24 protein-coding genes are annotated in these 21,362 nt (G+C 42.3%); 12 read left to right on the top strand and 12 right to left on the bottom strand.

Annotation, left to right across the window (positions count from 1 at the left end):
* Nucleotides 1-28 precede the first annotated feature (28 nt).
* A complete protein-coding gene (locus FTV04_RS05855; protein WP_111884100.1) occupies nucleotides 29-1,549 on the bottom strand; it encodes a catalase in 1,521 nt (506 codons plus the stop codon).
* Between the two features lie 775 nt (nucleotides 1,550-2,324).
* Between FTV04_RS05855 and FTV04_RS05850 the strand changes: the two genes are divergently transcribed.
* Nucleotides 2,325-2,615, top strand: a complete 291-nt coding sequence (locus tag FTV04_RS05850; protein WP_218949897.1) for a hypothetical protein — start codon at nucleotides 2,325-2,327, stop codon at nucleotides 2,613-2,615.
* Nucleotides 2,616-3,210: 595 nt separating this feature from the next.
* On the opposite strand, the gene FTV04_RS05845 is transcribed toward FTV04_RS05850, so the two are convergent.
* A complete protein-coding gene (locus FTV04_RS05845; protein ID WP_180002945.1) occupies nucleotides 3,211-3,819 on the bottom strand; it encodes a TetR/AcrR family transcriptional regulator in 609 nt (202 codons plus the stop codon).
* Between the two features lie 91 nt (nucleotides 3,820-3,910).
* On the opposite strand from FTV04_RS05845, the gene FTV04_RS05840 reads away from it, so the two are divergent.
* Both FTV04_RS05840 and FTV04_RS05835 read left to right on the top strand, forming a co-directional pair.
* The gene (locus FTV04_RS05840) at nucleotides 3,911-5,572 is read left to right on the top strand and encodes an acyl-CoA dehydrogenase family protein (RefSeq protein ID WP_180089014.1); all 1,662 of its coding nucleotides are present in this window, start codon (nucleotides 3,911-3,913) and stop codon (nucleotides 5,570-5,572) included.
* 197 nt (nucleotides 5,573-5,769) lie between these two features.
* On the top strand, nucleotides 5,770-5,970 hold the full coding sequence (locus tag FTV04_RS05835; RefSeq protein WP_078189843.1) for a hypothetical protein: 201 nt from the start codon (nucleotides 5,770-5,772) through the stop codon (nucleotides 5,968-5,970).
* Between the two features lie 33 nt (nucleotides 5,971-6,003).
* Here the strand turns inward: FTV04_RS05835 and FTV04_RS05830 are convergent, their stop codons facing one another.
* The 4 genes from FTV04_RS05830 to FTV04_RS05815 form a co-directional block, all read right to left on the bottom strand.
* Nucleotides 6,004-6,153, bottom strand: a complete 150-nt coding sequence (locus FTV04_RS05830) for a hypothetical protein (RefSeq protein WP_180089013.1) — start codon at nucleotides 6,151-6,153, stop codon at nucleotides 6,004-6,006.
* Nucleotides 6,154-6,220: 67 nt separating this feature from the next.
* On the bottom strand, nucleotides 6,221-6,649 hold the full coding sequence (locus FTV04_RS05825) for a hypothetical protein (RefSeq protein WP_180089003.1): 429 nt from the start codon (nucleotides 6,647-6,649) through the stop codon (nucleotides 6,221-6,223).
* A 79-nt stretch (nucleotides 6,650-6,728) separates the two neighbouring features.
* Nucleotides 6,729-9,026, bottom strand: a complete 2,298-nt coding sequence (gene ptsP / locus FTV04_RS05820) for a phosphoenolpyruvate--protein phosphotransferase (RefSeq protein ID WP_180089012.1) — start codon at nucleotides 9,024-9,026, stop codon at nucleotides 6,729-6,731.
* Nucleotides 9,027-9,103: 77 nt separating this feature from the next.
* The gene (locus FTV04_RS05815; RefSeq protein WP_078192761.1) at nucleotides 9,104-9,583 is read right to left on the bottom strand and encodes an RNA pyrophosphohydrolase; all 480 of its coding nucleotides are present in this window, start codon (nucleotides 9,581-9,583) and stop codon (nucleotides 9,104-9,106) included.
* 181 nt (nucleotides 9,584-9,764) lie between these two features.
* Between FTV04_RS05815 and FTV04_RS05810 the strand changes: the two genes are divergently transcribed.
* The 3 genes from FTV04_RS05810 (at nucleotide 9,765) to FTV04_RS05800 (ending at nucleotide 11,327) form a co-directional block, all read left to right on the top strand.
* Nucleotides 9,765-10,421: an HAD family phosphatase gene (locus tag FTV04_RS05810; RefSeq protein ID WP_111884093.1), complete on the top strand. Its 657-nt coding sequence runs from the start codon at nucleotides 9,765-9,767 to the stop codon at nucleotides 10,419-10,421.
* Nucleotides 10,422-10,514: 93 nt separating this feature from the next.
* Entirely contained in the window at nucleotides 10,515-10,988 is a 474-nt protein-coding gene (locus FTV04_RS05805; RefSeq protein ID WP_168377917.1) for a DUF2628 domain-containing protein, read from the top strand.
* Between the two features lie 96 nt (nucleotides 10,989-11,084).
* Nucleotides 11,085-11,327, top strand: coding sequence for a DUF2789 family protein (locus FTV04_RS05800; protein ID WP_078189726.1), 243 nt, complete (start codon nucleotides 11,085-11,087; stop codon nucleotides 11,325-11,327).
* Nucleotides 11,328-11,524: 197 nt separating this feature from the next.
* Here the strand turns inward: FTV04_RS05800 and FTV04_RS05795 are convergent, their stop codons facing one another.
* A complete protein-coding gene (locus FTV04_RS05795; protein ID WP_078189725.1) occupies nucleotides 11,525-12,388 on the bottom strand; it encodes a LysR family transcriptional regulator in 864 nt (287 codons plus the stop codon).
* Nucleotides 12,389-12,857: 469 nt separating this feature from the next.
* Between FTV04_RS05795 and FTV04_RS05790 the strand changes: the two genes are divergently transcribed.
* Nucleotides 12,858-13,067: a hypothetical protein gene (locus FTV04_RS05790; RefSeq protein ID WP_180026619.1), complete on the top strand. Its 210-nt coding sequence runs from the start codon at nucleotides 12,858-12,860 to the stop codon at nucleotides 13,065-13,067.
* A 128-nt stretch (nucleotides 13,068-13,195) separates the two neighbouring features.
* Here the strand turns inward: FTV04_RS05790 and FTV04_RS05785 are convergent, their stop codons facing one another.
* A complete protein-coding gene (locus FTV04_RS05785) occupies nucleotides 13,196-13,432 on the bottom strand; it encodes a DUF2061 domain-containing protein (RefSeq protein ID WP_078189723.1) in 237 nt (78 codons plus the stop codon).
* A gap of 356 nt (nucleotides 13,433-13,788) precedes the next feature.
* On the opposite strand from FTV04_RS05785, the gene leuC reads away from it, so the two are divergent.
* The 4 genes from leuC (at nucleotide 13,789) to leuB (ending at nucleotide 17,796) form a co-directional block, all read left to right on the top strand.
* Nucleotides 13,789-15,237: a 3-isopropylmalate dehydratase large subunit gene (gene leuC / locus FTV04_RS05780; protein WP_180089011.1), complete on the top strand. Its 1,449-nt coding sequence runs from the start codon at nucleotides 13,789-13,791 to the stop codon at nucleotides 15,235-15,237.
* Between the two features lie 114 nt (nucleotides 15,238-15,351).
* Complete coding sequence (gene leuD, locus FTV04_RS05775) at nucleotides 15,352-16,002, top strand: 3-isopropylmalate dehydratase small subunit (protein WP_168377914.1); 651 nt, start codon at nucleotides 15,352-15,354, stop codon at nucleotides 16,000-16,002.
* A gap of 109 nt (nucleotides 16,003-16,111) precedes the next feature.
* Complete coding sequence (locus FTV04_RS05770; RefSeq protein ID WP_168377913.1) at nucleotides 16,112-16,675, top strand: hypothetical protein; 564 nt, start codon at nucleotides 16,112-16,114, stop codon at nucleotides 16,673-16,675.
* Between the two features lie 41 nt (nucleotides 16,676-16,716).
* Entirely contained in the window at nucleotides 16,717-17,796 is a 1,080-nt protein-coding gene (leuB, locus tag FTV04_RS05765; RefSeq protein ID WP_078192754.1) for a 3-isopropylmalate dehydrogenase, read from the top strand.
* Between the two features lie 74 nt (nucleotides 17,797-17,870).
* On the opposite strand, the gene FTV04_RS05760 is transcribed toward leuB, so the two are convergent.
* The 3 genes from FTV04_RS05760 to infA form a co-directional block, all read right to left on the bottom strand.
* Nucleotides 17,871-18,317 carry a hypothetical protein gene (locus tag FTV04_RS05760; RefSeq protein WP_306669366.1) on the bottom strand — a complete coding sequence of 149 codons (447 nt, stop codon included), beginning with the start codon at nucleotides 18,315-18,317 and terminating at the stop codon, nucleotides 17,871-17,873.
* 114 nt (nucleotides 18,318-18,431) lie between these two features.
* Nucleotides 18,432-18,806, bottom strand: coding sequence for a hypothetical protein (locus FTV04_RS05755; RefSeq protein WP_180062914.1), 375 nt, complete (start codon nucleotides 18,804-18,806; stop codon nucleotides 18,432-18,434).
* A 153-nt stretch (nucleotides 18,807-18,959) separates the two neighbouring features.
* Nucleotides 18,960-19,181 (bottom strand): translation initiation factor IF-1, encoded by a 222-nt coding sequence (gene infA / locus FTV04_RS05750; protein ID WP_001284370.1) that lies wholly within the window; start codon nucleotides 19,179-19,181, stop codon nucleotides 18,960-18,962.
* 231 nt (nucleotides 19,182-19,412) lie between these two features.
* On the opposite strand from infA, the gene FTV04_RS05745 reads away from it, so the two are divergent.
* The gene (locus FTV04_RS05745; RefSeq protein WP_078189717.1) at nucleotides 19,413-20,420 is read left to right on the top strand and encodes an AraC family transcriptional regulator; all 1,008 of its coding nucleotides are present in this window, start codon (nucleotides 19,413-19,415) and stop codon (nucleotides 20,418-20,420) included.
* A gap of 131 nt (nucleotides 20,421-20,551) precedes the next feature.
* On the opposite strand, the gene truA is transcribed toward FTV04_RS05745, so the two are convergent.
* The gene (gene truA / locus FTV04_RS05740) at nucleotides 20,552-21,349 is read right to left on the bottom strand and encodes a tRNA pseudouridine(38-40) synthase TruA (RefSeq protein WP_078189716.1); all 798 of its coding nucleotides are present in this window, start codon (nucleotides 21,347-21,349) and stop codon (nucleotides 20,552-20,554) included.
* Nucleotides 21,350-21,362: the final 13 nt, after the last annotated feature.

The following is a 21,362-nucleotide window of genomic DNA, read 5'->3' as shown; positions in this document are numbered from 1 at the left end:
AGGTGGTTTTTTTATTCAAAGATAAAACTTAAAGCAAGCCAGGATTACCTTGAGCTGGATCAGTTGCACGAGCAGCTTGCGCATCCGCTACAGTTAAGCCTAATGCTTTTGCAACACCTTCACCATAAGCTGGATCACATGCGTAACAGTTACGGATATGACGGTATTTAATGAAGTCGAGTGCATCGCCCATTGCGCCAGCAGTGTTATTAAACAATGCTTGTTTTTGTTCATCATTCATTAAGTTGAATAATGCACGTGGTTGACTGAAATAGTCGCTGTCATCTTCGCGGTAATCCCACAAGTCAGCATCACCAGTAATTTTCAATGGTGGTTCTTTGTATTGTGGTTGCTCTTGCCATTGGCTGAAGCTGTTTGGTTCATAATGCGGTGTTGCACCATAGTTACCATCCATACGGCCTTGACCATCACGACGGTTGGAATGAACAGGGCAACGTGGTGCATTTACAGGAATTTGGTAATGGTTTACACCCACGCGATAACGTGCAGCATCAGCATAGTTGAATAAACGCGCTTGCAGCATACGGTCAGGTGAGAAGCTAATGCCCGGCACCAAGTTACTTGGTGCAAAAGCGGCTTGTTCAACATCTTGGAAATAGTTTTCAGGATTACGGTTGAGTTCGAATTCACCCACTTCAATCAACGGATAGTCGCCTTTAGGCCATACTTTGGTTAAATCAAATGGGTGATAAGGTACTTTTTCTGCATCAAGTTCAGGCATAATTTGAACGTACATTTTCCATTTTGGAAAATCGCCGCGTTCAATTGCATTGAACAGATCGGTTTGTGAGCTTTCACGGTCTTTGGCAATAATCGCTTCAGCTTCAGCATCGGTTAAGTTTTTAATGCCTTGTTGAGTGCGCATGTGGAATTTAACCCAGAAGCGTTCATTATTGGCATTAATAAAACTGAAGGTATGGCTACCAAAACCATGCATATGACGGTAACCATCTGGAATACCGCGGTCAGACATCACAATCGTAACTTGGTGTAGAGCTTCAGGAAGTAAAGTCCAGAAATCCCAGTTATTAGTTGCACTACGCTTATTGGTTTTAGGATCACGTTTCACTGCTTTATTTAAGTCAGGGAATTTACGAGCATCACGTAGGAAGAAGACAGGGGTGTTATTACCAACTAAATCCCAGTTACCTTCTTCAGTATAGAATTTAAGGGCAAAACCACGAATATCGCGTTCTGCATCTGCAGCACCACGCTCACCCGCTACGGTAGAGAAACGAGCAAAAAGTTCAGTTTTTTTACCAACTTCTGAGAAAATTTTAGCACGAGTATATTGGGTAATATCGTTAGTTACGGTAAACGTACCGAAGGCACCAGAACCTTTGGCGTGCATACGACGCTCTGGAATCACTTCGCGAACGAAATTACCGAGTTTTTCATTAAGCCATAGGTCTTGGGCAAGCAAAGGACCACGTGCACCTGCCGTCATACTGTTCTGATTATCTACAACAGGAGCACCAGCATCAGTTGTTAGGTGGGTGACAGGACATTTTTTAACGTCGTCGCTCATTGAGTATCTCCATTATTATAATCATGTATTAAAGTTGGGAGTTATAACCTTATCAATTGATAACACGCTCAACAGCACATGACATTAACCGTTTTGTTAATTCATTTTAAAGTGACAATGTGACAACAGTTTTTCTCTTATTGTAAAAAATTTTTAGGCAGCAATAAATCGACGAGATATCATAAAACTGTTGTGATTGAAAGCTTAAGAGTCTTTATCTACTCATTTACTCTAAAACTTTATTTAGCTTTTGACAAATGGAAATATAGTTTTGAACGAATGGTTAATTCTATTGATTAAGTTATTGAATTTATATTATTTATATATTTTGTTTTAATGTTTTATGGGGTGATGGGGTGATGCTAGTTGGCACACCTATCTTTATTGTTATCAGGTCAGGTGTTGTCACTCCAGCGTGAATCGATTCCTACATCATATCAACATACTAGGCAACCTTACGTGATCGCATATCGTAGTTGAGGGGGGGGGAATGGCGAACCCATTTTGACCTCGGGATTTATTTTACTCCCAAAAGGATAAGCACTTAAACAAGACTGGACCGTATTGGCATGAGCACATGGCACGACTGTGTGGCTGATACAAGTGCTCCTTCAAGTGATTATACAATGGGCCTGTGTATAGTTTGCAACTAGTCATAGATGGTGCAATCGACAGTTGTTTGAGGCATGGCTATGTAGTGGTTACAACAGATTATCAAGGACTGGGTAAGCCAAAACTGCACCCTTATATGAATGTAGTCAGTTAAGTTTATAATTTGGTGGATTCTGTACATGCACTGCATTCTTGCAAGCCGAAGCAATTTAATAAAGACTGGATGGTGATGGGGCATAGTCAATGTGCTGCAGCTGCTATTACGGTTGCAGCTCAGGGGCAAAAAGATGCGCTTGAATTGAATCTTAAAGCTGCAATACCCTTGGCACCGGGTGGTTATCAATATGAATGTATTGCTGAATACGTAGAAACCAATCCAAATCCAGATACCAATGTAGCGGCATTTTTCCCCATCGTGTTGTTGGGAGCAGCCGAAGCAGATCGATCAATGTAGATCAACAGGTTAGTCCAGATATGCAGTCTTTACTAAATCAGGCCCGTAAACGCTGTTTGTCAGAACTACAAACTGAGTTAAAACAAGCACCTCAGCCAATCTTTTAAAAAATTCAGACTTAAGGCCATCCCCAAGCTATTTAAAACGTCAGTCGATTGAATATATGACCCTAACCGTAACACTGATGTTTGTTTAAGGCGCCGCAGACCATTTGTCGATCACCTTGGTACTCAAAGTTATTACCAAAAAGTGTGCAAATAAAAAATTACCAGTAGTCTATCAGGCGATCCCAAATGGCTATCATCGTGGTGCATTAGGCCATAGTCCAAAATATACGGCTGAATTTTTAAAGAGCTTACAACTGGCCAGCATTGCAAAGGCGTATAAATGAGACAAGTAAGCTGGCAATAAAAGCTTAACTTCTAAAGCACTTTTATTGACGGATGAAACAAGTGATGAATGATTTTCTTCTACCGTAAAAATGAATTTCCTAAATATCTAAAATAACTGGTTTAAGAGCCGATTTTTTGTAAATAACATGACTTTATTTTATTCACCGATGCATTTGAAACATCATTAGACTTGTCCGCGAAGTTTAATCGCGCAACATATGAATTATATCTCGCTTTAATTCATCCCACTCCCCAAAATCAGGCTCAATCAATAAAGTTTGCGACACAAAGCCATAACACACCCGCTGCATATTTAAAGCCATCTGTTTGAGCTGTTCATCATCCTGTATAAATGGCTCAAGCATACTGCGCCACATTTGCACCATCATGGCATAACTCTTACGGTAACTTTCAATATCTGAAATCTGCCGTTCTAACAAAAACACCTGTGACCATAAAAACTGCTGTGCTTGAATTTGCTCAATTTGAAAATGAATAATTCGCTCTAAATAAGTCTGAAACTTCAAATCTGTGGATAACTTGATCAAGCTATGTGCATAACTTTTTAAGCTTTCCGCATTGTGTTTCACATGTAAATGAATGGTTAGCGCAATCAAATCTTCCTTTTTAGAAAAATATTCATAGAACGTTCCCAAGCCCACGCCTGCAAGGTCGGTAATTTCCCGAATGGTAATTTGGCTGGCAGGACGCTCATGCAAAAGCCGAACAAAACTGTCCTGTAAGGCTTCTTGCGTCAGTTTGGCACGTGATTGACGTGGCTTACGCCGTATTTGAATGGCTGAATGCTTCATATTTTTAAGCGCGGAAAACCGAACGTCTATGCTTTAAATTTTCTCTATACTGAAATGAAAAGCCAACAAGAACAAGCGGAAAATATAGACGATGAATACATTAGAACAGACATGGATGACGCATCAAATCAGCAACCAATTTGATGAACTGGAAAACTACAATCTATTTTCAAGCGATACGGTTTTACATGAAATCTTAAAGCGCTATGGCAGCCACGATCAGCCGATCTTATGCGAAATGGGCAAAGTGGCAGGTTCGAGTGAATACTTTCAGCATGGGGCTTTAGCCAACAAACATACCCCAATTTTACATGCCTTCGATGCGCGAGGCCGCCGTACTGACTTTATCGAGTTTCATCCTTCATGGCATAAATGGATGGGACTCAACCGCCAGTTTGATACCCATGCACATCCATTTAATCAGTCAAATTCCAAGGCAAAATGGGTGGAGTGGGCAGCACGTTTTTATTTAGCAGGTCAGGTCGAGTGCGGCAATTTATGTCCAAATTCAATGACGCTCGGCAGTATTCCACTCATTCAGCGCGAACCTGAACTATGGGCGAAAATTGGCGAGAAACTACTATCGACTGAATATGATGAACGCGATGTACCGATTGCGCAGAAAAAGTCGATTTGGCTCGGTATGGGCATGACCGAAAAGCAGGGCGGTTCAGATGTACGTGCTAATGAAACTATAGCTGTGCCTGTGGCAGAAACAGGACGAGGCAAAGCTTATTTACTCACGGGGCATAAATGGTTTTTCTCTGCACCGATGTGTGATGCGCATTTGGTGGTGGCAAAAACCGAACAAGATGGCTTGGCTTGTTTCTTTGTGCCGCGTTGGTTGGAAGATGGCACGAAGAATAATATTCAGGTGCAACGCCTAAAAGAAAAAGTCGGTAACCGCAGTAATTCAAGCTCGGAAGTCGAATTCAAAAATGCATGGGGCATTATGATTGGTGAGGCAGGGCGTGGCATTCCAACCATTATTGAAATGGCGAATTATACCCGTCTGACCTGTTCGGTCGGTTCGAGCGCCATGCTGCGTCAAGCTTTGGTGCAATGCATTGCCTACACCCGTCAGCGTCAGGCTTTTGGTAAACATCTGATTGATCAACCCTTAATGCGAGCAGTCTTGGCAGATTTGGCTTTAGAAAGCGAAGCGGCCACGCAGCTCAGTTTCCATTTGGCGCAGTGTTATGAATCGGATGATGCCTTGTCTGTGGCATGGAAGCGCATCATGACGCCAGCAGCCAAGTTTTGGATTTGTAAGCGTGCGGTAGAGCTAACAGGGGAGATGATGGAAGTCTTTGGTGGTAATGGCTATGTCGATAACGGCATCATGGCACGCATCTTTAAAGAAGCGCCTGTAAATACCATTTGGGAAGGTTCTGGCAATGTCATGTGCCTAGATGTACTGCGTGCCATTGGACGCGACCCTGAATCTATTGAGGTGCTGTTTAAAGATTTGGCCAGTACAGCAAGTACAGATGAAAGCTTGCAAACAGAATTGCAGGACTTGTTCAGGTTGTTCCATCAATCGCCTGAAGATTTACAATTTATGGGGCGCAGTTTGGTCAGTCGTTTAACGGTACTTGCACAAGCGGTGTTATTGAAATGCTATGCGCCTGATTATGTAGCAAATGGTTTTATTCAAAGCCGCTATAGTGCGAAACATGGGCAAGTGGTGGGGATGTTGGATGCCAAAATGGTCGATGTAGAGCGCGTATTAGAACGGGCTTTTGCAAGCTAAATACAACGTATTTCCCTCTCTCAATCGGACAGGGCTATGGAGAGGGGAATAATGTGCCAAAGCAATTTTTTTATGGCCTTGGGACTAACTACGATGTATCAAAAAAAGCCATAGGAAAGTGCTTGAAAAAATCTAAAAATAGACCAATATATGCACTACAGCACGAGGGTGCTGTATAGGCAAAAAGGTGAATGCAAATGGCAAAGAAAAAAGTCCTGCCTGAAGTTGAAGTTCGCAACTTTGTGGCAAAACACATGAATGATTTTAACAAAAGCCAAACTTTTGTAGATCGAAAGAAAAATGCAAAACGTGGTTATGCAAAGCACAAAAAAGGGGGATATTCGAATGATTATCTCCCTTTTTATTTCAGTGTATTTTTAAGTTTTCTAGTACGTTAAATTATTCTGCTTCAGCATCTGCTTAAACAAATTTCACATCATATCCATACGTTTTACTGTTCGCTTCGCAATCTCTAGGCCATGCAATTTGGCCACAATATAAAGAGATGCATTGATCCCCGAAGAAATCCCCGCAGCATCTAAGACTTCAACTTCGTTGAATAATAAGATACCGACGTTCATTCAGATGGTTCCATGCGGGATTGAACGCATGGGTTTTGAGTTTAAATGTAGAACCTTAAAACACGGCTTATTTTGAAAATAAGTCTTCAAACATTTTGTTGAATGCGGATTTTTGTTGCGGTCTAGACGCTGTACTTTGATATTTTGAGGCGTCATTAGGTTGTTGGAGTACGTGTTCCACTTGACTGGTCAATTGCTCAAACCATGTTGAGTCAGTATGTTGCATGTGATTTAGCTGTTTGGCGTGCTGTGCAGCCAGTACCGATGGATCATTTTTACCTAAGCGGCGCTGTTGTGGCGCAGTAATTTCTATACCAAGTAAGGGGGGAATACGAGAGCGGCTGACTGGAGCTTTAGATTTTGTTGGCTTGGTTGGGCGTGTATTGACTTGTTGTGTTTGGGACGGTCGAGGTCGAGTTGAGGATGCTTTTTCAATCGGTGTGTCTTGCTGCAGCTCTAACATTTTTTGTTTGAGTTGTGGATGGATCTTTGTCATATAAAAGGCAATTGCGACAAAAGCCAGAAAAAATAAAAAATCCATCATCACCTCGTTTTATTATTTTACATGAGTAGTTTTAAGCACTCACGATGCGTGTGGCAGATTTCACCATATCACCAAGACCATGAGTCTTGAAGTAATACTCCATCATGCTTTTCACCATCAGGGGATTATTCATGCTTAAGGCACGATCCAAGAGCTCTTTTGCATCGGGCATCGGCACATGGCAGATGGCTTTACGGACTTTCAGGATATTACTCGAACTCATCGATAGGGTATTAAAGCCCATCGCCATCAGTAAAATAGCGGTGAGTGGATCACCGGCCATTTCCCCACAAATACTAATCGGCTTGTCGTATTTATGACATTCTTGCACCAAGCGAGTTAGCGCACGAAGTACGGCTGGGTGTGAGTGTGAATAGACATTGGCAACTCGTGGGTTATTTCGGTCAACCGCAAGTAAATATTGGGTTAAATCGTTTGATCCGACCGAGAAGAAGTCAACCAATTCAGCAAACTCATCGATCTGTAACAGCACACTCGGCACTTCGACCATGATGCCGATTTTGGGTTTGGTAATTTTCACCTGTTCTTCTTCTTGCACCGCTTGCCAGTCACGATCGAGCAAATACAACGCTTCTTCGACTTCGCTGACACTGGTCACCATCGGCAGCAATATATGCAAGTTGTTCAGGCCAATACTGGCTTTGAGCATGGCACGAATTTGGGCTGAAAAAATCTCAGGATGATCGAGGGTAAAGCGAATTCCACGCCAACCCAGTGCTGAGTTTTCTTCTTCAATCGAGAAATAAGGAAGGTCTTTATCTGCACCAATATCGAGGGTACGCATCACCACTGGTTTATTGGCAAAATGACTGAGCTGTTGACGATAAATAGCGCGCTGTTCTTCTTCACCAGGGAAGCGATCACGCAGCATAAACGGAATTTCAGAACGGTATAGACCGACACCTTTGGCGCCACGTTGTACACCGCGAACCACATCGATCATCAAGCCAGTATTTACAAACAATCGAACTGCAACACCGTCAGGGGTGATGGCATCTTTGGTTTCGTATTGCTTCAGATCTTTAGCAATTTGCTCTTCTTCTTTTTGAATCTCTTTATAACGTGTGCGTAAACGACGAGGTGGATTGATGAATACACGACCTTGATGTGCATCGACAATCATTTCGACATCATCGAGGGTATTAATTGGTAGTTCAGTCACACCGACTACGGTTGGAATACCGAGGGCACGTGCCACAATCACCATGTGTGAGTTCATGGCACCTTCAGTGGTTACAATCGCCGCTATTTTATCGACAGGGAGTTCAACCAAGGCAGCCGTAGAAATTTCCTCACCAATTAAAATGCTTTCATCGGTGATTTCACGGTGACTGGCATCTGCTTCTTGCAAAAAGGCCAAGATACGACGCCCTAGATCTTTTAAGTCTGAAACACGTTCGCGGAGATAGTCATCTTCCATCTGTGCAAAGAGCGCAATGTGTTTATCAATGACAATGCGAACAGCACCTTGTGCCCAGTTACCGTCGCGAATTTCACTTTTAATTTCCGCGGGGAGGGCATTGGCATCGAGCATCCGTAAGAACACGCTAAATAATGCCCGTTCTTCAGCCATGAGGGCATCTTGCATTTTTTCATCAAGCGACTGAATTTCTTGGCGAACTGCGTCTATGGCATTGTCGAGTAATTCGAGCTCCTCACTAATGTCATCGGCTTCACGATCAGGGACTGAAGCCAAGTCAGCAGGTGGATATAAGATGACTGCACGACCTAGAGCAATGCCGCCTGAACCTGAAATGCCTTGGAAGGTTTTATAGGCTGGGAGGTTGTTCGGTTTACGAAAGACTTCGATATTCCCGACGGCATGTGCATGGGCAATCACCCCTGAAAGTTGAGCGCATAGGGTCACGAGGAAGGATTCGGCAGCTTCGCTAAAGTCTTGAGGTTCTTTGTTTTGAACCACCAAGACACCCATAACTTTACGGCGATACATTACCGGAACACCGAGGAAGGAATTGTAAATTTCTTCCCCGGTTTCTGGCAGATACATAAAGCGTTCGTGTTTGGGAGCATTGTCTAAGTTGACGATTTCTTCACGTTGTCCAACTAAGCCGACCAAACCTTCACTGGTATGCAAAGAGACATGCCCAACGGCTTCAGGGTTTAAACCCTTAGAAGCCATCAGTAAATAACGATGGTTTCGTTCATCAAGCAAGTAGATTGAGCAGACATCCACATGCATGGCTTCTGCCACTTGATTGACCATTATGTCTAAAGATTCATGCAAACTGGCTGACGCATTAATCTCTTGGACTATGCGTCTTAATGTATCCAGCTGCATGTTCGACATCGTGTCTGCTCCAAAATTTATTCTGCTTTATTTATAACAACACTCATCCTAAAAATCTGCATCCATTCTGCAAATTTTTACGGCTTTTGTGGAAGCTGACTGCAAAGTTCCACCATGGCTTTACGATATACATCGCGTTTAAAATTCACCACTTGTCCTAGTGGGTACCAATAGCTGACCCATTGCCATTGATCAAACTCAGGTGGGTCTGACAAATCCAGCTGAATATGCTGTGCTGAAGCTGTCAGTTTCAATAAAAACCACTTTTGCTTTTGACCAATACAAACGGGGGCTGAATCGGTACGTATATACCGATGTGGCAAACGATAGCGCAACCACCCTTGGGTTTGTGCTATCACCTGGACGTGTTCGGGCAGTAAGCCAACTTCTTCTCTCAGCTCACGGTAAAGTGCCTGTTCGGGGGTTTCTCCATGTTGGATACCTCCTTGTGGAAATTGCCAGGCATTGTGACCAATGCGCTTTGCCCATAAAACTTGTCCAATGTCGTTTGCCAAAATGATCCCGACGTTGGGTCGGAAACCTTCTGAATCGATCATTTGGCTACCTAAATATTGTGTAATTTATGACTTTGCTCACGGGGACGTTTATTTCTGTGTCCATCTCGAAAAAGCAAAGTGTAAAAATGTTAAAATTGTTATGATCTTAACGAATTTCTATCGACTAGCGGAGATAGATTTACAATTTTTTTCTTAAATTTCAGCTTTTACGAGTATTTTCATGAAATTGGCACTGTTTGACCTTGATCACACCTTATTAAATACCGACTCAGACCATTCTTGGGGGGAGTTTTTGGTCAATGAAGGCTTGGTTGATCCAATTCGTCATCGTGCCATGAATGACAAATTTTATGATGATTATAAAAAAGGCCAGCTCGACCCGATTGCCTATAACGAATTTGTATTTGAGTTTTTAACCCAACATGACAATGCCTACTTAACTGAGTTACATCAGTTGTTTATGAAAAAAGTTATTCGTGCGCAAATGCGTCCTGAGGGCTTTGCTGCCATTCAGCGCCATCAAGATGCAGGACATCAATTGGTCGGGATCACCGCAACGTCTGATTTTATTACCGCACCGATTTTTCGTGAATTTGGTATTACTGAAATCATTGCGACCAATGCCGAAGTTGTGGATGGTAAATATACGGGTAAAGTGATTAATACTCCGTGCTACCAAAAGGGCAAATTAGTCCGTTTGAATCAATGGTTAGAAGGTCGTGATGTGACAGAATCTTGGGCCTATTCAGATTCGATTAATGACCGCTTCCTATTGGAATATGCCGATCATGCCTTTGCAATTAACCCAGATGACCGTTTAGAAGTCCTTGCAAAAGAACAAGGTTGGGACATTCAAGACTGGTCAATTCAAGCCTAAAAATAGATATGATAAAAAAGCATCATTAGATGCTTTTTTATTTGACGTCCTTTTGATTAAACTTCAGCTCACTAATTTGAACTATCGCTCTATATGCAGACAGAAGCTTCTTTTAAACATTTAATTCAAATCTTTATAGGGCCACGTGCTCAATCTTATTTAAAGTTCATAGAACAACAAGGTGGGCAGAACAGTGGCCTGAGTTGGGCGGGGTTAATTTTTGGGCCCTATTGGTTACTCTATCGGAAGATGTATCGCTATTTCTTCTTATTCTTTGCGGTTGGTTTTTTGATTAGTATGTTGGCACTCATCATCGGAGTGCCTGATCAAGTCTTGATGGGGCTAGCATTGATTCCTAACCTCATACTCGCTGGCATCGGAAAGCGGCTTTATAGCGATTTTGCGGTGCAAAAGACCAAAGCCTATATGCAGCAGCCGAAATATAGTGAGCAGGTGTTTGCTGAAGAAGGCGGAGTGAACTGGGGGCTGCCTTTGTTGTTGGTATTTATTCAATCGGTCGTGATGATTATGCTCAGTTTGCCTTTTATTCAATTTTCACCGCTGTAGAATTCTGTAATTGAGTGCGTGTCCGTTCCGTGTTATATCCTTAAAACAGAATAATTTTGTATCCATAAACAATAAGTTTTAACACGGAGAATGACAATGAGTGTACGTCCACGCATGACTCATCTATTTGAACAACTGGGTTTAGATTCGAGTGAAGACGCGATTGCTTTATTTATCGTGACGCATCAACTCAGTGCCCAAACTAAAATTACCGAAGCAGACTATTGGACAGATGCTCAGCGTCAGTTCTTGGCCGAAAAAATTAAGTCAGATGGTGAATGGGCGATTATTGTCGATCAATTGAATGAATCATTACATGAAGATTCGTTGACGAAGTAAAACTGACGGGTCTGCCTTGGTATTTAATGGGATCGGCTGAAAAAGGTGATCCCATTTTTAATGCAAAATAAATTTAAGCGACCATTCAACATATAGAAAATCATTCGCTTTTTCTAGATGCTTAAACAGATGAATATAAAAAGCCACCATAGCGGTGGCTTTTTTAACGATTAAATATTGTAGGCAAAAAAATTCGATTAGATGTGTTTCATCAATTCAACCAGCTTTTGTGCAGCAAGTGACTGAGTACGGCCTGGGTGCCATACCATGCCCAATTGACGATTCATGTTTGAAGGTAAATTCAATTGTTTTAAATCTTGGTTCAATAATGTTTTAGGAAGGACTGACCAACCGAGACCAATTGAAACCAACATGCGAATCGACTCAAGTGAGTTATTGCTCATGGTGACTTTTGGCTTCAGGCCATACTTTTCAAACTCAGCCAAAGTAATTTGACTGGTATAGGTTTGCGCCGCAGGTAAAAGACTTGGGTATTGGATCAAATCCTCTAAGGTCAAATGTTCAACTTGCGCCAAAGGATGGAAAGGCGCAACCACGAATACCAATGGATCATTCCATGTCGTGATGTATTTTAAACGGCTGTCACCTTGTGGCGGTAAAGTCAAAAAAGCCAACTCTAAGTCGCCAGCTAAAACTTGCTCATGGGCTTGTTCAGAATCAACAAAGTGTACATCTAAGGTCACTTCTGGAAATTGCTGTACGTATTGACGCAAATGAGCCGGTAAATGGTGTAAGCCGATATGATGGCTGGTACCAATTTTCAGTTTACCTTGAACCTGACCTTGCTCATGGCTGAGCGTATGGTGAATATCACCCAATTCATTCAGCCAGCTTTTTACTTTTGGCAAGAGAGAGTTTGCTGCATGTGTCGCCTGAACACCACGACCCGCGGATTCAAAAAGTTTGACACCGAAGTATTCTTCTAAACTGTGAATACGCTTGGTCACAGCAGGTTGCGTAATGAAGAGCTGATCTGCTGCCAAGGAGATCGAACCAGTTTCCATGACTTTTACAAAGGCTTCAAAGGCTGCGAGATTCATCTTCATTCCTATAAAGAATTTTTATGCGTAGACTCATTGTTATAATATTTTAAGAATAAATCAAAGGAAAAGTTGTATCTTTTGATTTAAAACTAAGCGTTCAAGCCATACTACGCGTTAAATCTGAGGGGATTTTCCGGGTTCCATAGTGTTATTCGAGTGCCTGATCGTTGCATGATTCGAGATTGGGCTGTGAAGTTTTTAGCTCAAATGCGTTGTTACAAAGTTGTTTTTTAAACCGAAACCAGAGTTATGCATAATATAAAAAATACAGGGTTGGAAAGTATTTAAACCGTTTGAATTAAAGAGGAGCGATGGCGTTTCTTTTTAACTCAGCATTGAACTAAAACAAAAAAATGAACTCAAGTTTTGATGGCTTGGGGAACATACTTTTCAGTGAATAATTAAAGCAACAGGTACAGTCAGGGCGGCATCGATTAGCGATGTTGTACCTCACAGGGAGAAGGCTATGGATATTAAACATATTAAAAATTTACTGGATATTTTTGAAGGGACAGTCGAAAAGCGCTGTGCGGTATATGAAATCGCAGATGATGAAGACGACGAAAACCGTGCAGCAGCCGAGTGTAATGCGGCAAAAAACAAACTGATTCTTGCGATAGAGCAATTGGTTGAGGCGCATGACCAACTGGCTTTACAGCAAAAAACCAAGCTTTGATGATCCGTCTGCAATTGAATCTATAGGATGAAATCGATGGAACGTTAAAGTGGATGGAGTAAAAGAACGTTTTAAGATCATTAAAAAACCACCGTGATGGTGGTTTTTTTACAAGGAGCAGGGTTGGATTAAGCGGGGATATTTTCCTCTGCAGCTTTATCTTTCTTTTCCCATGCTTTTTCGTGGAAGAAAAAGGCAACCGCTTGAACAGTCGGTTCAAGTAAACTTAAGGTAATGGCCATTGCAATACTGCCTGTCACGTAATAGCCAACCAACATCGCAACCGTGATATGCATGATGTAATAGCTCAATGTTTTTTTGAACATGCGCTGATTATTTTCGACGAACTTGTTAATGTGTGCCATGAGAATGCTCCTTGTTAAATTGATAAATCTTGGCAATGAGTTAATAGTAATGATTCTTATTTGCGATGTGAAAGAGAAAATTCAATTTATGATCATTGAATTTCTAAATCACTGTTTAAAAATGGCAGAAAGTGAACAAAAAGTCGGAGAAAATTCTAAAGTTTCATCTGCTGAAAGTATTGAAGTGAGCGTGTTTTGAACGCATCAAGGGTCTTTAAAGTGCAGCGGAAATCAGCAGTTAAATATCATTCCTATAAGTTTTTAAACTAATAAAAATGATAAATTAGATTTATGTGAATACGTGGTTATAATCGATTTAACGAAAGAATTTACCCAGTCCAGTGGAGCAAATCGACATGGCAGGCGAAACCCAAAAAGCGGAAACCCAAACAAAAAAAACCTTGTATGACAAGTTGTGGGATGACCATCTAGTAAAACAACGAGATGATGGCTCTTCATTATTGTATATCGACCGTCATTTATTGCATGAAGTGACTTCACCACAAGCCTTTGAAGGTCTACAACTAGCAGGTCGTAAACCATGGCGTTTAAGCGCTAACGTTGCAACGCCAGACCATAACGTACCTACTTCTACTAAGGAGCGTGCTGAAGGTATTGCGGGTATTGAAGATGATACTTCACGTATTCAAGTGCAAACTTTAGATGACAACTGTAAAACTTTTAATGTTGCCCAGTTTGACATCAACGATGTGCGTCAAGGGATCGCGCATGTGGTTGGGCCTGAACAAGGTTTAACGTTGCCGGGTATGACCGTAGTGTGTGGTGACTCACATACTGCAACGCATGGTGCATTTGGTTGCTTGGCTCATGGTATCGGCACATCGGAAGTTGAACACGTATTGGCGACTCAATGCTTAGTTCAAAAGAAAATGAAGAACATGTTGGTGCGTGTTGACGGTCAATTGGGTCAGGGCGTAACTCCTAAAGACGTGGTTTTAGCGATTATCGGTAAAATCGGTACGGCAGGTGGTACAGGTCACGCGATTGAGTTTGGTGGTCAAGTATTCCGTGATATGTCGATTGAAGGTCGTATGACGGTATGTAACATGGCGATCGAAGGTGGCGCGCGCGTGGGTATGGTGGCTGTCGATGAAAAAACCATTGCCTATGTGAAAGAGCGTCCGTATGCACCGAAGGGCGAACAGTGGGACGCTGCAGTAAAGTATTGGAATACTTTAGTGTCTGATGAAGGTGCGCATTTTGATACTGTTGTGGTATTGCAAGGTGAAGAAATTGAGCCACAAGTGTCTTGGGGAACTTCTCCTGAGATGGTGATTCCTGTATCTCAAGCAGTGCCAACTTTAGAACAAGCCAAAGATGACGTACAGCGTAATGACTGGACACGTGCATACAACTATATGGGCTTAGAAGCGGGTCAAGCTTTGGCAGATATCCAATTAGACCGTGTATTCATTGGTTCATGTACCAACTCACGCATCGAAGATATTCGTGCAGCGGCTGAAGTGGCCAAAGGTAAAAAAGTCGCGGCATCGATTAAGCAAGCCATGGTGGTACCGGGTTCAGGTTTAGTCAAAGCACAAGCAGAAGCAGAAGGCTTAGATAAAATCTTAATTGAAGCAGGCTTTGAATGGCGTGAGCCGGGTTGCTCAATGTGTTTGGCAATGAATGCCGACAAATTGCAACCAGGTGAGCACTGTGCATCGACGTCTAACCGTAACTTTGAAGGTCGTCAAGGCAATGGTGGTCGCACGCATTTGGTGAGTCCAGCAATGGCAGCAGCTGCGGCAATTGCAGGCCACTTTGTGGATGTGCGTACATTCTAGTTTAAGCCCTCATCCCAACCTTCTCCCTGAGCCATATCATGGCGCAAGAGAAGGAGTTCCCTCTCCTTTTAGGAGAGGGTTAGGGAGAGGTCACGGATTCAGTGAGAAATAAACATGAAAAAATATACCGTTGAACAAGGTATCGTTGCACCATTAGACCGTGCCAATGTTGATACAGATTTAATTATTCCAAAACAGTTTTTGAAATCTATTAAGCGTACAGGCTTTGGTGCCAACTTATTTGATGAGTTGCGCTATTTGGATGAAGGCTATTTAGGTCAGGACATTTCAAAACGTCCAATTAACCCAGATTTCGAATTGAACAAACCACGTTATCAAGGTGCGTCGATTTTGATCTCTCGTGCAAACTTTGGTTGTGGTTCGAGCCGTGAGCATGCGCCTTGGGCACTAGAAGAATATGGTTTCCGTACTGTCATTGCACCAAGCTATGCGGACATTTTCTTTAATAACAGCTTTAAAAATGGCATGTTGCCAGTGATCTTGTCTGAAGAGATCGTCGATCAGTTATTTAAAGAATGTGCTGCATCTGAAGGCTATCAATTAACCATTGATTTGGCTGCGCAAGAAGTACGTACACCGAGTGGTGAAGCATTTACATTTGAAGTCGATCCATTCCGTAAACACTGCTTATTGAATGGCTTGGATGATATCGGTTTAACCTTACAAGTCGCCGATGATATCCGCGCTTATGAAGAAAAAACCAAAGCATCTCGCCCTTGGGTATTTGCAGAAATTAAAGCTTAAGTCAGTGTCATTGTAGAACTTCTTAGTAGTCAGTCGGCTTAAGTCTTGCTAATATCAGGCGAAACAAAATTTATACGTTAGCCAGAATTTATCAGGTTGGGTTCGAAAAATGAAAAAGTTCTTCGGTCAGCTGGTTGTAACGGGAGCGCTGTTCGCAACGCTCTCTGCCTGTCAAAGCTTTGACACGGCACGCATTAAAAATGTGAAAGAAACTGAAAGTACAAAAAATAATGCTCTGATTTACTGTGCAGGTACAGCGCATTGTGAATTTGAGCGTTTTGATCAAATACAAGTGGTTGATCCAAATAATCAACATGTACAACGTGCTGCGATTAAAGCAGGCATTGTACGGTTGAATGGTCGTTCATTGTCTGAGCCTAATCCTTTGTATTTGTCTGTACCTTCAGGTCAGCATGAAGTCGTGATTCGCTATTATCCAATTTCTCAGGAAAAAGCAGAGCGCTTGCATGTCATTCACAACTTTAGGTCCAAACACGAGTACACCTTTAAAATGTACCGAGAGCGTTCAAAAAACACAGGCAGTTTACTGGATAAATCTGCGCCTGATCCGCTCTGTGTAGACTTAAAGCAAGGTGCAAAAACGATTCGACGTTTCTGCCGACCCTACAATGTCCTCACAGGACTTGGTGAGTTTGTAGAAAAGAAACTTTAAATCTGACTGGTAATCAAGCCAGCGTATAAATGGAAAGACTCATGTCAAAACATATTTTGATTTTACCAGGTGATGGTATTGGTCCTGAAATCGTGAAAGCGGCTGAACAAGTGCTGACACGTGTAAACGAGAAATTCAACTTAGGTTTGACTTGGGAACAAGGTCTTTTAGGTGGTGCAGCGATCGATGCGCACGGTTCACCTTATCCAGAAGTAACAGCAGCACAAGCGAAGACTGCTGATGCGATTTTATTGGGTGCAGTGGGTGGTCCTAAGTGGGATACTATTGAGCGTTCAATTCGTCCAGAACGTGGCCTATTAAAAATTCGTTCAGAATTAAATTTATTTGCTAATTTACGTCCAGCCATTCTTTATCCGCAGCTTGCAGATGCGTCGAGCTTAAAACCTGAAATCGTAGCAGGTTTGGATATCTTGATCGTACGTGAGTTAACTGGCGGGATCTATTTCGGTCAACCACGTGGTATTCGTGAACTCGAAAACGGCGAAAAACAAGGTTTCAATACTGACGTATATGCAGAATCTGAAATCAAGCGTATTGCCAAAGTTGCTTTTGAAATGGCGAACTTACGTGGTGGTAAAGTGTGTTCAGTGGATAAAGCCAACGTACTAGAAGTGACTGAGCTTTGGAAACAAACTGTAACTGCGTTAAAAGAAGAGCAGTATCCTGAAATTAACTTGTCTCATATGTATGTTGACAATGCTGCAATGCAATTGGTTCGTGCGCCAAAACAATTTGATGTGATCGTGACTGGTAACTTGTTCGGTGATATCTTGTCTGATGAAGCGGCGATGTTAACCGGTTCTATCGGCATGCTGCCATCGGCTTCTTTAGATGAAAATGGTAAAGGTATGTATGAACCTTGCCACGGTTCAGCACCAGACATCGCAGGTCAAAACATTGCGAACCCATTAGCAACAATTCTGTCTGTTGCTATGATGCTACGTTATACCTTCCGTGAAGAAGCGGCGGCAAAAGCAATTGAAGATGCTGTAGGTAATGTCTTAGATCAAGGCTTACGTACAGGTGACATCATGTCAGAAGGCAGTACTCAAGTCGGTACTGTTGAAATGGGTCAAGCTGTAGTTTCTGCATTGAACTAATGGCGAATCAAAAAACGCAGCGTTTATGCTGCGTTTTTTTGTGCCTAGAAATTATCAATCTTAGAATTGATGCGCTAACAGGTGCGACCAGTTAATCGGACATCAGTTGCAATATTATGCTTTAAGCGAAATTGAATAAGGCAGTTTAACTCAACCTCATAGCGTGTATTTCCACTGGGAATCGGCACAGCAGCGCCGCTGCCCATGCCCATTGCGGGATTTTCAGCCATCGGTAAAGGAATACTGATCGGGCGTGCGACACGATAACGGAGGTAGTCAGAACTGACCTCTACGGGAGAGGTTCTTTGATAGCCGAGTTTGCTGAGATTAAGTTCTGCTTGAATCGTTTGGCTCGATTGACCAATAAATGAGGTTAAATAGCGTTCACGTTCAACGGAGGATATCGTTGATGTCGTGCTACAGCCAGCCAAGCATACAATGCTTAGAACGCATCCCATGCTCAATATCGGACGAATAAAACGCTGATCTTTGTAAACCTGATGTTCTAAAATAAATTCCATGGGTCAGTTTCTCACGAAGTAAATTCAGTTTAGTCAGATCGGTCTGTATAACACTGTAGTCATTTGATACACGGTCATCTGAGCAAGATTAGCCTCTAGTATTCTCATGCAGGATCAACAAGCTCTGCCAACATAGTCAATGGATTCAACTATTTGATTGCGTAATTTGAACTCGATTTTACATTGCATATCGACAGTGACACCACCTTTAGACGGCGTTGGGATAGGGGCGCCCATGGCTATACTGGTGCCGATATTTGGTGTACCAATCGGGATTGGCATCGAGCGTAAAATGGTATAGCTAAGTTTTTCATTGCTTTGTACGGGTGCTCCCATCACTTTATAGCCCAATTGACTCAAGTTGAGCTCTTTATGAACTTGATCAGCTGGCTGTCCAATATAGTGTTGTAGGGATTGATTGAGTTGTTTTTGGCCTGTCGTAGCGCAAGCCACACAAAAGATAGCACCGACTAATCCTAGATGTTTCATATGATTTTATGTCCTTATATTTTGAATTTTATAATCGAATTTTTATGTTTTTAGACTGTAAAGGAAAGCAAATTTGCAGTCAATTTTTATCATTGTATTGAAATAAATACAAAAAAAGCCACTTATAAAGTGGCTTTTTCGCTTCGCTAAAACTTAGCGCGCACGGTAAGTGATACGACCCTTAGTCAAATCATAAGGTGTCATTTCTACTTTAACACTGTCGCCAGTCAAAATACGGATATAGTGTTTACGCATTTTGCCAGAGATGTGAGCAATCACTTCATGACCGTTTTCTAAACGTACACGGAACATAGTATTAGGAAGCGTCTCGGTGACAACGCCTTCGAACTCGATGAGTTCCTCTTTATTGGCCATAGCCTACCTGAATGAATAAATTAGCAAGGCGCAAATTATAGTCAATTTTTTTTCAGAATACAAGCCGTAAAAGGCTTTGAACTGATCGACTGTCAGTAAAATAAGCGAACAATTTAGTTAAATATTTTCAACAAAAAATGTGCAGTAACTGTTGTCAGTTTGGTCAATCGCAGTTAATCTAAAATCAATCTTTTTAGGTATAAATGAAGTACATACAAGGAAGGTTCTGGAGTGGGTCAGCTAACTGATGCATCTGTTGTGTTGCGTTTAGGGTATCAAGCGATTCGTCGTGCCGGATTGCCAACAGAAGAAATTTTAACAAAAGCGGGTGTGGCATTAAATCAGGTTGAAACCAATGACCGTACCCCATTGAATGCACAATTTGCATTCTGGGTGGCTGCAGAAGAAGTCAGTAAGGATCCTGATATTGGTTTGCATCTGGGAGAGCATTTGCCTTTATATCGAGGGCAGGTGATTGAACACTTATTTATTTCATCTGAGAATTTCGGTGAAGGTTTAAAGCGGGCTTTGGCCTATCAACGCCTAATTAGCGATGCCTTTCATGCGCAATTGGTGATTGAAGATGACCGCTGCTATTTGACCAATGGTCATCAGCCTTGGGCAGAAAATATCGTGAATCGTCATTTTTCTGAATGCGCGATGTCCGGTGTTTTGCGTTTCTTTAAGTTTATTACTGAAGGGCGTTTTCAGCCGATTTATATCGACTTTAACTTTAGTCAGGGCGCGCCAGATGATGAGTATTTCCGTGTTTATGAATGCCCTGTGAGCTTAGGGCAGAAAGAAACCCGATTGTATTTTGATCCGGCTATTTTAGAGTATCAATTGTGGCAGGCAGAACCTGAGTTATTACAATTGCATGAGCAGTTGGCGATTGAAAAACTTCAGGAGTTGGCGCGTTATGATTTGGTCGGTGAAGTTCGCCGTGCTATTGGTTCAACGCTAGAAAGTGGTGAAACCACGCTTGAAACGGTCGCTGCGCAGCTCAACATTACCCCGCGTCGTTTACGGACTCAGTTGTCAGAAGCCAATACCAGTTTTCAGCAAATTTTGTCAGACTATCGCTGTCGTTTGGCTAAAAAATTATTGGCCAATACCAATGAAAGTGTGGAGCGCATTGTGTACTTAACGGGTTTTTCTGAACCAAGTACGTTCTATCGTGCATTTAAACGCTGGACCAATGAAACGCCTGTGGAATATCGTAAACGAAAGCAGCGTTAACGTTGAACATTTAAAAGTATTCCCTAAACAGAATCCCCCCTTTTTCAAAGGGGGACTTTCATTTTAAAGCTTAGCAATAATGGAGAAAATGACACTCCTCCCACTGTGAAAGTGAGGTTGGGAGGGATTGTTTATTCAGGCATATTTAGCCAATGTGGTCCTAACGGAACTTGAGGAAGTTCAAACTGAGCTGGATAGTCTGCATGGATAAAATATAGTCCATCGGGTGGTGCGGTGACACCTGCTGCTTTACGATCTTCAGCCGCAAAAATGTCGTCAATATGGTCAACGTCATACATACCTTGCCCAATTTCCAACAAACAGCCCATGATGTTACGCACCATGTGATGTAAAAAACCATCGGCCTGAATATCTAGGACTAAGTAACATCCGTGTTGGATCAAGCGACAATGGCTGACATGACGAACGGGCTGATTGGACTGACACGCTGCGGCACGGAAGCTTTCGAAATTATGAGTGCCTTCAAATTTGGCCGCGGCACGTTGCATTTTTAGCACATCTAGCTTGGCATAAACATGAGTCACTTGCTTGTGCAGTAAAGCTGGACGTTGTGGATTGTTATAGACCACATAGCGATAACGACGTGCTTGCGCTTTAAAGCGGGCATGGAAGTCCTGATCCATTTCCTTAATCCATTGGATGGAGATATCACGGGGTAATTGGCTATTGCTGCCCATTAACCATCCGCGAATGGGGCGAATCGCCTGAGTATCGAAATGTGCCACCATATTGGTTGCATGGACGCCGGCATCTGTTCGGCCAGCGCCATGCAACATGATCGGCTCATTGGCTACTTTACTGAGGACGGTTTCAATGGTTTCTTGCACGCTTGGTACGCCCGGTTGCTGAGTTTGCCAGCCCTTGTATTGCATGCCACAAAACTCAATCCCAATCGCAAAACGTTGCATAGTTACCTCAAAT

The sequence above is a fragment of the Acinetobacter sp. YH12219 genome, from assembly GCF_013417875.1.
In the GTDB taxonomy this organism is placed as follows: domain Bacteria; phylum Pseudomonadota; class Gammaproteobacteria; order Pseudomonadales; family Moraxellaceae; genus Acinetobacter; species Acinetobacter amyesii.
This window is presented reverse-complemented; position numbering and strand designations above follow the sequence as displayed.